Genomic DNA, 13,162 nt, shown 5'->3' with positions numbered 1-13,162 from the left:
GCCAGCCGGGGGTGTCCGGTAAACTTTCGCCCGGAGACCAACCCTTAAAAACCGAGCCAAGGAAACCTCACATGCAAGCCCTTGCGGCCATGCCTTTGACCGTCGCGGCGGCCGTCCGCGTCGTGCTGACCGACATCGACGACACGCTGACCACCGAAGGCCGCCTGCCGGCGGACGCCTACGCGGCGCTGGAACGCCTGGAACTGGCTGGCATCCAGGTCGTGCCCATCACCGGCCGCCCGGCCGGCTGGTGCGACCATATCGCCCGCATGTGGCCGGTGCGCGCCGTGGTCGGCGAAAACGGCGCGTTCTACTACGCCTATGACCGCCAGGCCCGCCGCATGACCACCCACTACTGGACGGACGCCGCCTCGCGCCAGGCCAGCCGCAGAAAGCTGGACGCCATCCGCGACCGCGTCCTGGCCGAAGTGCCCGGCGCCGCCGTGGCCAGCGATCAGGACTACCGCGTGGCCGACCTGGCCATCGATTTCTGCGAGGACGTACCCGCCCTGCCCGATACGGCGATCACCCGGATCGTCCAGATCTTCGAGGAAGCCGGCGCCCAGGCCAAGGTCAGTTCCATCCACGTCAATGGCTGGTTCGGCGACTACGACAAGCTCACCATGACGCGCACCATGTTCCAGCGCGAATTCGGCGCGGACGTGGCGAACGCCCTGGACAGCACCCTATTCATTGGCGACTCCCCCAACGACGAGCCCATGTTCGCCTACTTCCCGATTTCGGTCGGCGTGGCCAACATCCAGGCTCAGTTGCACCGCCTGACGCACCGCCCCGCCTTCGTCGCCGCCTTCCACGGCGGCGCGGGTTTCGTGGAAATGGCCGACCGGCTGCTGGCCGCGCGGTCCACCCAAGCACAGCCGGCCTGAGGTCCGCACACCGTGGCGACATCCCATCCCGTTTCATCCCCGGCCGCCAACGATGGCCGCCGCAGCATCCAGTCGATCGAGGTGGGCGTGCCGCTGCTGGCCGCCCTGGTCGACGCCGGCAAGCCCCTGACCCTGCGCGACCTGGCGGCAGGCGCTGGCATGACCTCGGCCAAGGCGCACCCGTACCTGGTCAGCTTCATCCGCGTCGGCCTGGTGCAGCAGGACGCCATCACCGGCCAGTACGAGCTCGGCCCCTTCGCCCTGCAGATGGGCCTGGTCAGCCTGCAGCGCCTGGACCCCGTGCGCGTCGCCATGCCGGAAATCGCCAAGCTGCAATCGGAAATCGGCCACACGCTGGGCATCGCCGTGCTCGGCTCGCACGGCCCCACCATGATCCACATGACCGAAGCCAGCTACCCGGTACACGTGAACATGCGCAAGGGCACGGTGATGTCCATGCTGCATACGGCGACCGGCCTGGTGTTCGCCGCCTGGCTGCCGCCCAAGGTCAGCGAGCACTACATCGCGCGCGAGGAAGGCGACACGGCCGTCATCGCCAGCGTGCCGCCCCCGCGCAAGGCCTCCCGCGCCAACATTGAGGCGCAACTGGCGGACATCCGCGTGCACGGCATGGCACGCGCGCTGGGCAACCCGCTGCCGGGCGTGGACGCGCTGTCGGTGCCGGTCTTCGACAACACCGGCAATATCGTCCTGGCCCTGACCAGCCTGGGTCCCACGGGGCTGTTCGACGTGGCCTGGGACGGCGCCATCGCCCGGCCGCTGCTGGCCTGCGCGCAGGAAATCTCGCGCAAGCTCGGCTACCGAAGCTGAACGGGCCAAATTCGCGCAAAAACGAATATAAATCGAACAAAACGAACAAAAGCCGAAAAGAAAGGCAGGGACTTTCCCGAGTGCAGCCCCTCCTCTTCCATGTTTGAATTCAGGTTGAATTAAGTGACACGTCACACAAACAAAGAAAGAGGAGACACAAGATGCAAGCTCTGCGCCTGCTTCAAGCGGCCACGCTGGCCGCCTTCGCCCTGGGTACGTCCGCCGCGCAGGCCGCCGATGCCTGCACCAACCGCGGCGATCTGGACCAGATGTACTGCGACGCCAACAAGGACCTGGTGGCCGACACGCCCACCGATCCGGCCAAGCTGAAGACCCCGTCCACGCTGGTATTCACCTACACCCCGGTGGAAGACCCGGCGGTCTACGAAGACATCTTCAAGCCCTTCACCAAGCACCTGTCCGAATGCACGGGCAAGCGCGTGGTGTTCTATCAGGTGCAAAGCAATGCCGCGGAAATCGAAGCCATGCGCTCGGGCCGCCTGCATGTGGGTGGTTTCTCGACCGGCCCCACCGCCTTCGCCGTGAATATCGCCGGCGCCGTGCCGTTCGCCGTCAAGGGCTACGCCGACGGCTTCCAGGGCTACAACCTGATCGTCATCGTCAAGAAGGACAGCCCCTACCAGAAGCTGGCCGACCTGAAGGGCAAGAAGCTCGCGCACACCGCGCCCTCGTCGAACTCGGGCCACATGGCGCCGGTCGCGCTGTTCCCCAAGGAAGGCCTGACCCCCGACAAGGACTACAAAGTCATCTTCTCCGGCAAGCACGACCAATCCGTCATGGGCGTGAACTCCGGCGACTACGACGCCGCGGCCGTGGCCTCGGACGTGTTCAAGCGCATGGTCGAGCGCGGCCAGGTCAAGGAAGCCGACTTCCGCGTGATCTACAAGAGCGAGAAGTTCCCGACCTCGTCGTTCGCCTATGCGCATGACCTGGAGCCGAAGTTCCGCGACCAGATGCTCAAGTGCTTCTACGACTACCGCTTCCCGGCAGAAATGTCGAAGGCCTTCGACGGCGCCGACCGCTTCTATCCGGTGACCTACGAGAAGGACTGGGCCATCGTGCGCCAAGTCGCCGAATCCGGCGGCGAGAGCTTCAACCGCGCTGCCTACGACCGCGAATCCGCCAAGAGCAAGAAGTAATTCCGTATGACGACGTCGCTACGCATTTCCGGCCTGGTGAAGGAATACCGGGCCGGCCGGCCGGTACTCAACGGCATCGACCTGCAGATCGCGGGACAGGGGCTGACCGCCATCATTGGCCCCTCGGGCACCGGCAAGAGCACGCTTCTGCGTTGCATCAACCGGCTGATCGAACCCACCAAGGGCGAGATCGTGCTGCAGTCCCAGGATGGCACCGTGGACCTGGCCCGCGTGCGCGGCGCGTCGCTGCGCCGCGCGCGCCGGCGCATCGGCATGGTGTTCCAGGAATACAACCTGGTGGAACGCCTGACGGTCATGGAGAACCTGCTGACTGGACGGCTGGGCTACACCTCCGCCGTGAAGGCGTGGATGCGCCGCTTCGAGCCCGAGGACATCCAGCATGCCTACAAGCTGCTGGACACCGTGGGCCTGGCGGGCTTTGCCGACCAGCGCGCCGATGCGCTGTCGGGCGGCCAGCGCCAGCGCGTGGGCATCGCCCGCGCGCTGATGCAGCGTCCGCAGCTGCTGCTGGCGGACGAACCCACCTCCTCGCTCGATCCCAAGACCTCCGTCGAGATCATGGAACTGCTGTCCGAACAGGGCAGCGCCACGGGCATTCCCGTCATCGTCAACATCCACGACGTCGAACTCGCCCGCCGCTACGCCACCCGCATCGTCGGCATGTCCGGCGGGCATGTGGTCTATGACGGCGACGGCCAGGGGCTGGACGCCACCATGCTCAAGACCATCTACGGAGGCGAGTCTTGGCTGGAATGATCGCACCCAAAGGGGCCCGCCCCTTCGCCATGTCCGGACGCGCCAAGGCGGGCCTGCTGTTGCTGCTGGCCTACACGCTGTACGCCGGCGCGCAGCTGGACTTCAGCTGGGCGCGCTTCGAAACCGGCATGGGCCACGCGTCCACGTTTCTGGCGCGCATGTTCCCGCCCAACTTCGAAAAGCCTGCCACCTTGTGGAAGGGCATCGCGGAGAGCCTGGAAATCGCGGTGCTGGCTTCGGTGCTGGGCATCATCATCGCCCTGCCCATCGGCTTGCTGGGCGCGCGCAACATGATGCCCACCTGGGTATCGTGGCCCGCCCGCGCCATCGTGGCGCTGTGCCGCGCGCTGCATCCCGTCATCGTCGCCATCCTGTTCGTCAAGGCCGTGGGCTTCGGCGCGCTGGCCGGCATCCTGGCGCTGACGGTCGCCTCCGTCGGCTTCATCGGCAAGCTGTTCACCGAGGCCATCGAGGAAATATCGCTCAAGCAGGTCGAAGCGGTGCGCGCCACGGGCGCGTCGTTCGCCAACGTGATCATCTTCGGCGTGCTGCCGCAGGTGTTCGCCCGCTTCATCGGCTTTGCGACCTACCAGTTCGACTCCAACCTGCGCAATTCCACCATGGTGGGGATCGTGGGCGCGGGCGGCGTGGGCGGCACCTTGTTCTCGGCGTTCCAGCGCTTCGACTACGACTTCGTCAGCGCCATCCTGCTGACCCTGATCGCCATCATCATGCTGGGCGAAATCCTGGCGGGCTTCGTGCGCGCCGTGTTCCTGGACAACCTGGGCTTCGACCGCATCCTGCAAGGCCGCTTCGCCGGCGCGCGCGGCATCGGCAGCAGCACAACGCCGGTCAAGCGCCGGGCGGAGGTGGACGAATGAACGCCCATGCCTCCATCCTGAATCCGGCGGGCACGCCGCGCGTCTGGCAACGCTACAGCATGGGCCAGCGCCTGTTGCGCTTCGCGCTCTACCTGCTGCTGGTCGCGGCCATCGTGCAGGCGATCCGCGGCGTCGAGGTCATTCCGGAGTTCCTGTACGACGCGCCCGAGCAGATGGCCGACCTGTTCCGGCGCATGTGGCCGATAGACTGGGCCTACTACCCGGAAGGCGTGCACGGCGCGCTGATCGAAACGCTGCACATCGCCACGCTGGGCACCATCCTGTCCGTGGTGATGGCGGTGCCTGTCGGGTTGCTCGCGGCCAACAACCTCACGCCCAGCAAGACCGTCAACATGCTGGCCAGGCTGATCCTGGTGTCCAGCCGTTCGGTCAATTCACTGGTGTGGGCGCTGCTGTTCATCGCCATCTTCGGGCCGGGCGCCCTGGCCGGCACGCTGGCCATCGCGTTCCGCTCCATCGGTTTCGTCGGCAAGCTGGTGGGCGAAGCCATCGAGGAAGCGCAGCGCGGCCCCATCGAGGCCGTCACCGCCACCGGCGCCAGCAAGGCCTCGGTGATCTGGTACGCCTACTGGCCGCAGATCCGCCCGGCCTTCTGGTCCATCGTGCTGCTGCGCTGGGACATCAACGTGCGCGAATCGGCCGTGCTGGGCCTGGTTGGCGCCGGCGGCATCGGCATGGCGCTGGACACCGCGCTGAACCTGTTCCAGTGGGACCGCGTGGCGCTGGTGCTGGCCGCCATCTTCGCGGTGGTCGTCGTGGCTGAAATCATCATCACCCAGGTCCGCAAACGCATCCTCTGACGCGTCCGCGGATCCCTGCAGCGTTCCTTTGCTCCGCCCGGAAACGGGCGTTTTTTTTTGGGGCGACGACTCAGAACCGCACGTTCAGCCCCGCCCTGACGCCGTGATCCTGGGCTCCGCTGGCGAGCTGCCCCTGATACGACAGATCGAAGGAGACCTTGCGGGATACCTGCACATCCAGCCCCGCTTCCAGTACCGCGCTGTTCTTCGCGATGGGCACGCCGGCCACGGTAAAGGCATCGCCCGCCGCGAAGGCCTGGGTGGCGGCGGGTTTCAAATCGCCAAAGGCGTAGCGCCAGCCCAGCGATCCCCGGGCCGTGGCTTGCGCGCCGCCCAGTTCGAAGCTGGACATGAGCCGCGAGCCCAGTGTCGTGTACGTGGTCTCGTTGGTCTGGCTGTTGGCGCGCAGCGCCGCGGCGCCGCCGCTCTCGCTGTAGCCGTCGGTCTTGAGGTTGACATAGGCCAGGTTGGCGAACGGCTCAAGCGCGGCGATGCGCGTGTCGATGCGGTAGCTGAGGTCGGCAAAGGCCTGGACGGTGCGGCCATCGTAGTTGGCCTTGAGGCGGTCGGAGTAGCCGGGCATGGCAACCGAGCGCCGAGTCGCGATGTCGTGCCAGCTGTAGGCCAGCCCGCCGCGCAGACCCAACGCACCCCATTGGCCGCCGCCGTAGGCGCCAAGATGGTAGTTGTCGCTGTCGCCGGAGGAGGCCCGGTCGCGCAGATCGAAATCCGTGCGGGTGTAGCCCGCCATCAGACCCAGCCGCCAGGCGTCGGACACCGGCGCGTCCACACCCAGCAGAAAGCCGCCGGTCGAGCTCTTGACCTGAGCGGCGTTGCCGTCGCCATCGGTCTGGCGCCAGGAACCCAGACCCTGTATCCAGCTGGCTGGCCCCATGGCGCCCGCCGGAGCCAGCCGGGCGCCGTCCCCGGCGGACGCCAGGACTGGCGCCGCCGATGCGCCGACCGCGCCTGCGGCCGAGCGCAGGCGCTCGCTGGCCGCGTCGCGCACATAGCGGCTGTCCTCGAGCAGCACGGTCTTGGCCGACGCGTGGATTTCGCCGGACAGTTGGTCGAAACTGGAACGCAGCAAACCCTTGTCGTCGGGCAGCGCCACGATCGCATCGTAGAGCCCGTTGCCCGCCGCCATGCCGATGCTGTCGATGGCGCCCGCCGCCGCGCGCTGGTTGCGCGTGGCAGCGGCGGTGGCCATGGCCGTGCCGTTGCGCGTCAATTCCAGCGACACCCGGCCCGCGCCATAGTCGTACCCAAGTTGCGGCGTCAGGAAGGCATAGTCGGAAGTCACCGTGTCGAACCGGCCGGACAAGGCGCCGTCAGCGGCCAGTAGCGTGTACACGGAACGCAGTCCGTAGTCGCCATCGATGCCGATATGCGCGACGGAGCCGCCATTGATCGTGGCATTGCCAGTGACATGGATGAGGTCGGCATCGGCGCCGCGCGGATTGGTTTCCACGGCGTAGCGCGCGCCGCTCTCGATGACGAGATCGCCATCGACGGTCAGCGTGCCTATGGAATTGCCCGGCGCCAGCGTGGCGCCGGCCGCCACCGTCACCGTCGAGCCGGCTCCCGAGCCCACGGTGCCCGCGCCTGCAAGCACGCCGCCCGCACCGATATTCAAGCCGCCGCCCAGCTTGCCGTTCAGGGCCAGCCTGCCGCCCTGGACCGTGGTGCTGCCGGTAAAGCCCGAGCTGTCGCCGGTCAGCCCCAGCGTGCCGGCGCCGCTCTTGACCAGGGCACCGTTGCCGGAAATGGCGCCGCCGAACGACGCATTCGCGCCCTGATCGAACACCAGCGTGCCGTTGTTGTCGACGTTGCCGAGGATCGAAGCGGCATTGCCGACCAAGATGCCGTCCCGGATCAGCGTGTTGCCGTAGGCATTGGCCGAGTTGTCCAGACGCAGCGTGCCGGACCCGGTCTTGATCAGATTGCCGCTACCCGAGACCATGCCGGTCAGGCCCAGCGTCGTGCTGGCGGCGACGTCGAAGGTCCCTGTCTGCGCCAGCGCGACCGTGCGCGCGGTATCGAAGCTGCCCGTGGCCGCCAGCGTGCCGCCATTGAACGTCAACGCGCCAGCGGCCGCGCCCAGGTTCGCGTCCTGCGCGACCTGCAAGACGCCGCCGGCGATCGCGGTGCCGCCGGCATAGCTGTTGCTTGCGCTCAGGATCAGCGTGCCGGCGCCAAGCTTGGCAAACGCGCCAGCGCCCGAAACCGTGCCGCTCAGGCCCAGCGCCGTGCCTGCAGCCACGTCGAAGCGACCCGACTGCATCAGCGACATCGGGCGCGTGGTATCGAATGACGCAGTAGTCGCCAGCGTGCCGCCATTGAACGTTACCGCGCCAGCGGCTGCGCCCAGGTTCGCGTCCCGCGCGACCTGCAAGGTGCCGCCATCGACCCGCGTGCCACCGGCGTGGGTATTGCTGCCGCCCAGCACCAGCGTGCCAGCCCCGGTTTTGGCGAACATGCCGCCTCCCGACACCGTGCCGTTCAGGCCCAAGACCGTGCCTGCGGCGACGTCGAAGCTGCCCGACTGCGCCAGCAGGACAGCGCGCGAGGTGTCGAACGACCCCGTGCTCGCCAGCGCGCCGCCGTCGAACGTCAGCGCGCCTGAAGCCGCGCCCAGGCTCGCGTCCTGCGCGATCTGCACGCTGCCGCCAACGATGCGCGTGCCGCCGCCATAGGTGTTATTGCCGCTCAGCACCAGCGTGCCGGCCCCCGCCTTGATGAGCATGCCGTTACCCGATACCGTGCCGGCCAGGCCCAAGGCAGTACCGGCCGCCACGTCGAAGCCGCCCGCCTGCGCCAGCGTGATCGCGCGCGCGGTGTCGAAAGTCCCGGTAGTCGCCAGCGTGCCGCCGTTGAAGCTCAGCCCGCCCGTGGCCGCCCCCAGGTTCGCGTCGCGGCCAACCTGCAGCACGCCGCCCGAGATGGTCGTACCGCCGCCATAGCTGTTGTCGCCGCTCAACACGAGCGTGCCCGCGCCGGCCTTGGTCAGGGTCCTGCCGTCCCAACCGCTGGCGGCACTGCCGGCTTGATCCGTCAACGCCGCTCCCACCAGGAAGCTGTCCGTGGCGTTGGTCAGCGTGAACGTGCCGTGCGCCAGGTTGTTGCCGGCGCTCCAGGACAAGCCATAAGTCGCCAGATACTGCATATTGTCCGCCGACTTGCGCGTATTGACGGTCATGTAGTCCACGGCGCCCGTGAAGCCGCCTACGCTCACCGACGCGAAGTCTCCGCTGATGCCGTGGCGGGTATCGATCAACACCTGGTCGAGCCGGCTCGTGTCGGAGATGCCTGCCAGCCGGAACGTCACGCCATCGCCCAGCAAGACGCGATCGGACTGCAAGGCGGGGCGGCCAGTCGCTGCCGCAATCTCCAGGGCCGTACCGTCGGCCAGATCGGTATCACCCGCCACCGACAGCACGGCCGTCCCCTGCACCGACAGCGTGCCGCCGGCAACCTTCAGATCGCCGCTCAGGTGGTTTGCCTCGCCCGCGACGCCATTGCCGTATTGCAATGTGCCGCCCGTCACCGCGGCCGAACCGCCCAGCACGCCTTGCACGATCAGCCGCCCCTGCGACACGGTCGTCTTGCCTGTGTACGAAGCGTGATTGCCGGCCAGGTCCAGCGTGCCTGCGCCGGTCTTGATCAAATTGCCGCTGCCGGAAATGGCGCCGCCAAAGCTCGCATCGGCGGCCTGCTCGAACACCAGCGTTCCGTTGTTGCCGACATTTCCCGAGACCGAACCGGCATGTCCGACCAGCGTACCTGCCTGAATCCACGTATTGCCGTAGGCATTGGCTCCGTTGTCCAGGCGCAAGGTGCCTGCTCCGGCCTTGAGCAGGTCTCCGTTGCCCGACACCTTGCCCGTCAGGCCCAGCGTCGTGCCGGCAGCCACGTCGAAACTGCCTTGCCGTGTCAGCGCGATCGCGCGCGCCATGTCAAAGATGCCGGTGGTGGCCAGCGTGCCGCCATCGAGCGCCAGTCCGCCAGCCGCGGCGCCCAGGTTCGAATCATTGGAGATTTTCAGCCTGCCGCCATCGATACGCGTGCCGCCGGTGTAGCTATTGCTGCCGCTCAACACCAGCGTGCCGGCTCCGGATTTCGCCAGCATGCCCGAGCCCGATACCGGACCCGTCACGCCCAGCGACGTGCCAGCTGCCACGTCGAACCCCGCCGCCGCGCCCCCCAACGTCACGGCGCGCGACAAATCAAAGGACGACGTCGTCGCCAGCCTGCCGCCGGTGATGTACAGACGGTTGACCAGCGCCCCCAGGCTGGCATCGCTCCCGATCTGCAAGGTGCCGCCGGCAATCGTCGTGTCGCCGATGTAGCTGTTGCTTGGGCCCAGGGCCAAGGTACCCGCCCCCGTCTTGACGAGGGAACCGCCGCCCGAGATTTGCCCATTCAGCCCCAGCCTGGCACCGTCTGCCACGTCGAAGGTTCCTGAGTTCGACAGCGTGACGGCGCGCGCGGTGTCGAAGGAGCCCGTGGCGGCCAGCGTGCCGCCGTTGAAAGCCAGCCCGCCCGAGGCTGCGCCCAGGTTCTCATCGCGCGCCACTTGCAGCGTGCCACCCAGGATCTCGGTGCCGCCGGTGTAGCGGTTGTTCCCGCTCAGCACCAGCGTGCCCGCGCCCGCCTTGGTCAGGCTGCGGCCGTTCCAGCCTTTCGCGGCATTGGGCGCCTGATCGCTCAGCGCCGCGCCGGCCTCGAACCGGTCCGTGGCGCCGGTCAGCGTGAACGTGCCGCCTGCCTGATCGTTGTTGGCCATCCAGCTCAGACCATAGCTGGCCAGATACTGCAGTTGATCCGCCGATTTGCGCGTGTTGACGGCAAGGTAGTCCACCGCGCCCGAATAGCCGCCGACGCTCACGGACCCGAAGTCCCCGCTGATGCCGGTACGGGTATCGATCAGGACCTTTTCCGCCATCCCCGCGCCGGTGATGCCGTTGATCCGGAAAGCAACACCGTCGCCAAGCGTGACGCTGCCCGCCTGCAAGACCGGCCCGTTCGCGCTGGTGTCGACGTCCAGCACAGTGTCATCAGCCAGGCCGACATCGCCCGCGACCGACAAGGTGGCGGCGCCCTGCACCGACAGCGTGCTACCCGCAGCCCTCACCTTCAGGTCGCCACTCAAGCGGTTGGCCGCGCCGACAACGCCATTGCCATACTGCAAGGTGCCGCCCGTGACCTCCGCCGAGCCGCCCAACACGCCCTGCACGGCCAGCGTGCCCGCCGACACCGTCGTCTTGCCAGAGAAAGCAACATGGTCCCCGGACAGCACCAGCGTACCTGCGCCCTGCTTGACGAGCGCGCCAGCCCCGAAGATGCTGCCCGAGAAGTTGCCATTGATCGCCTGGTCGAACACCAGCTTGCCGCCGTTGTTGACGGTGCCGGAGATCGAAGCGGCATTGCCGATCAGCGTCCCCGACTGGATCCAGGTGTTGCCGTAGGCATTGCCCGCCTTGTCCAGGCGCAGCGTGCCCGCGCCGCTCTTGATCAGGTCGCTGCTCCCCGTCACGCTGCCGGTCAGGCCCAGCACGGCGCCGTCAGCCACGTCGAACCTGCCAGGCTGCGCCAGCGCGACGGCGCGCGAGGTGTCGAAAGAGTGCGTGACCGCCAATGTCCCGCCGCTGAAGGTCAGCGTGCCGGAACCCAGATTCGCATTGTTTGCGACCTGCAGCGTGCCGCCGGCGATCACCGTGCCGCCGCTGTAGGTGTTGTTGCCGCTCAGCACCAGCGTGCCCGCTCCTGCCTTCGTCAGCGTGTTGCCATCCCAGCCGGCCGCGGCATTGGCGGCCTGGTCCGACAGCGCCACGCCCACGTCGAAACGGTCCGCAGGGTTGGCCAGCGTGAAGGTGCCATGGCCCAGATTGTTGTTGGCGGTCCAGCTCAAATCGTAGGTGGCGCGGTACTGCAGGCCGTCCGCGGATTTGCGCGTGTGGACGGTAAGGTAATCGACGGCGCCCGTGAAACCGCCCACGCTCACGCCGCTGAAATCACCATCGATGCCGTTCGTGCTCTGGATCAGTACCTTGTCAAGCTGGCTCCTGTCGGCAATGCCGCTCAGCTTGAACACCACGCCGTCGCCCAGCTTGACCTTGTTTGCCTGCAATGACGGACTGCCCGCGCCGGCCGCGATGTCCAACACGGTGGCGTCGGCCAGATCGACGTCGCCTGCGACCCCGAGCGTGGCGCCCCCTCGCAGCGCCAGCATGCTGCCGACGCCGGAGACTTTCAGGTTGCCGCTCAGGCTGTTGGCCGCGCCCGTGGCGCCATCGCCATACTGCAGCACGCCGCCCGTCACCTCCGCGGATCCACCCAGTTTTCCCATCACGGTCAACTTGCCGCCCGACACCTTCATCGCGCCCCTGAAGCCGGAGCTGTCTCCCTCCATGATGGTGGAGCCGGCGATCTGGTTCAGCTGGTGTGTGCCATTGCCCGTGCTTTTGAGCTGCGCCAGGAATCGATAGCCCGCATCGGCATGGTTGAAATTGAGCGTGGCATTGCCCTTGCCGAATTCGATCGCCGAGGCGTTGAGCGTACCGGCCGCGACGGCGGCCTGGTTGGCCTGCGCGCCGATATTGATCGTGCCGGTCGTGCCGAACCCGGGGAACAGGCCATCCTTGGCCAAGGCAACCACCCCTGTTCCGTTCGCACCGACATTGACGGCGCCCGCATTCGCGATCGTCACGCTGCCGGTGCCAAAGAGGAGAGCCTGGCCGAAGCCCAGATTGAGCGCACCGGTATTGTTCCAGGAGGCGCCGGCTCCGCTGACGACCACACTGCCGCTGCCGCCCATGCTGCCCACCACGCTGTCGACAGTCGTGACGACAGCGCCCGTCTCGATGCTCAATAAGCCCTGGGCTGACATGTCTCCCACCAGGAGTCTGCCGCCGCTGGCCCAGGCCGATCCGCTCCCCGTCACCAAGACGGTCCCATGGCCGTCCTGCATGCGGCCGACATAGGCGTCGTTGCTGCTCACGTAGCCGCCCTGCTCGACCGTCATCGCCCCCCGCGCACCGTCCGTGCCGATCAACAGGGCATGGCTGTTCACCCAGCGGGAATTCGCACCGAAAACCGTTACTTGAGCGGCGGAACCCATCTTGGCGTTGACCGTGCCAAACTGGTTCGATACCGTGCCCCCGTCAAGAATTCTGAGCTCGCCGGAGCCGACTTCGCCGACAAACAAGTTGCCCGCAATGTTCCAGGCCCCGCCGCGGCCCACGTCGACCCTGGCCCTGGCGCCCGCCGCAATTCCGGCATCGAGCCGTCCTTCGGACGCGCCCAGTGTGTTGAGAATGGTCAGCCTTCCGCCCATGACCTTGACCGCGCCCGCGAAGGCCGAACTATCACCGCGCAGCAGCGTCTCGCCGGCATAGTGATTGAGTTTATGCGTGCCCGACCCGCGGCTGACCAGCGCCGCGCCGAAGTTGTGGAGGTCGTTGGTGTTGAAGTTCAGCGTGCCCGCGCCCGCGCCGAACTCGAGTAGCCCCGTCGCCAGGACACCGGCGCCCGCGGGCGCAGCGCCGGGAGCCGCGCCGATGTTGATCGTGCCCTGAGCCGAGGCCGAGTCGGCCAGAATCACCATGTGGCCGGGCAGTATCGTCACCTGGCCGCCATCGGCAACGGTCAATGTTCCTACACCGGTCATGCCCACGTGAAGCGGGCCGACGACCGTGAGGTATGGATCTGAATAAGCTCCGAAAGTGGTATCGCCGGTGAGGGTGACCATCGGCCCTGCCTGTACTGCGCCGGCCGTACCCAGGGCCGCCAGCAATATCGCCATC

At 67.3% G+C, this 13,162-nt stretch carries 7 protein-coding genes; 6 read left to right on the top strand and 1 reads right to left on the bottom strand.

Annotation, left to right across the window (positions count from 1 at the left end; genetic code table 11):
• The first annotated feature begins 71 nt into the window (after window positions 1-71).
• The 6 genes from FOC84_RS18080 (at window position 72) to phnE (FOC84_RS18055) (ending at window position 5,357) form a co-directional block, all read left to right on the top strand.
• A complete protein-coding gene (locus FOC84_RS18080) occupies window positions 72-887 on the top strand; it encodes an HAD-IIB family hydrolase (protein WP_173145632.1) in 816 nt (271 codons plus the stop codon).
• Window positions 888-899: 12 nt separating this feature from the next.
• Entirely contained in the window at window positions 900-1,718 is an 819-nt protein-coding gene (locus FOC84_RS18075) for an IclR family transcriptional regulator (protein WP_173145631.1), read from the top strand.
• Window positions 1,719-1,879: 161 nt separating this feature from the next.
• Window positions 1,880-2,878 (top strand): phosphate/phosphite/phosphonate ABC transporter substrate-binding protein, encoded by a 999-nt coding sequence (gene phnD / locus FOC84_RS18070; protein ID WP_173145630.1) that lies wholly within the window; start codon window positions 1,880-1,882, stop codon window positions 2,876-2,878.
• Window positions 2,879-2,884: 6 nt separating this feature from the next.
• Window positions 2,885-3,655 carry a phosphonate ABC transporter ATP-binding protein gene (gene phnC / locus FOC84_RS18065; protein ID WP_173145629.1) on the top strand — a complete coding sequence of 257 codons (771 nt, stop codon included), beginning with the start codon at window positions 2,885-2,887 and terminating at the stop codon, window positions 3,653-3,655.
• Complete coding sequence (gene phnE, locus FOC84_RS18060; protein ID WP_173145628.1) at window positions 3,652-4,536, top strand: phosphonate ABC transporter, permease protein PhnE; 885 nt, start codon at window positions 3,652-3,654, stop codon at window positions 4,534-4,536. Before phnC ends, phnE (FOC84_RS18060) begins: the two co-directional genes overlap by 4 nt.
• Window positions 4,533-5,357, top strand: coding sequence for a phosphonate ABC transporter, permease protein PhnE (gene phnE, locus FOC84_RS18055; protein WP_173145627.1), 825 nt, complete (start codon window positions 4,533-4,535; stop codon window positions 5,355-5,357). The genes phnE (FOC84_RS18060) and phnE (FOC84_RS18055) overlap by 4 nt, the downstream gene beginning before the upstream one ends.
• Before the next feature lie 70 nt (window positions 5,358-5,427).
• Here phnE (FOC84_RS18055) and FOC84_RS33400 read toward each other — a convergent pair whose 3' ends face one another.
• Window positions 5,428-13,008 carry an autotransporter-associated beta strand repeat-containing protein gene (locus FOC84_RS33400; RefSeq protein WP_254241696.1) on the bottom strand — a complete coding sequence of 2,527 codons (7,581 nt, stop codon included), beginning with the start codon at window positions 13,006-13,008 and terminating at the stop codon, window positions 5,428-5,430.
• Window positions 13,009-13,162: the final 154 nt, after the last annotated feature.

The sequence above is a fragment of the Achromobacter pestifer genome, assembly GCF_013267355.1.
GTDB classification, from domain to species: Bacteria; Pseudomonadota; Gammaproteobacteria; order Burkholderiales; family Burkholderiaceae_B; genus Achromobacter; species Achromobacter pestifer_A.
This window is presented reverse-complemented; position numbering and strand designations above follow the sequence as displayed.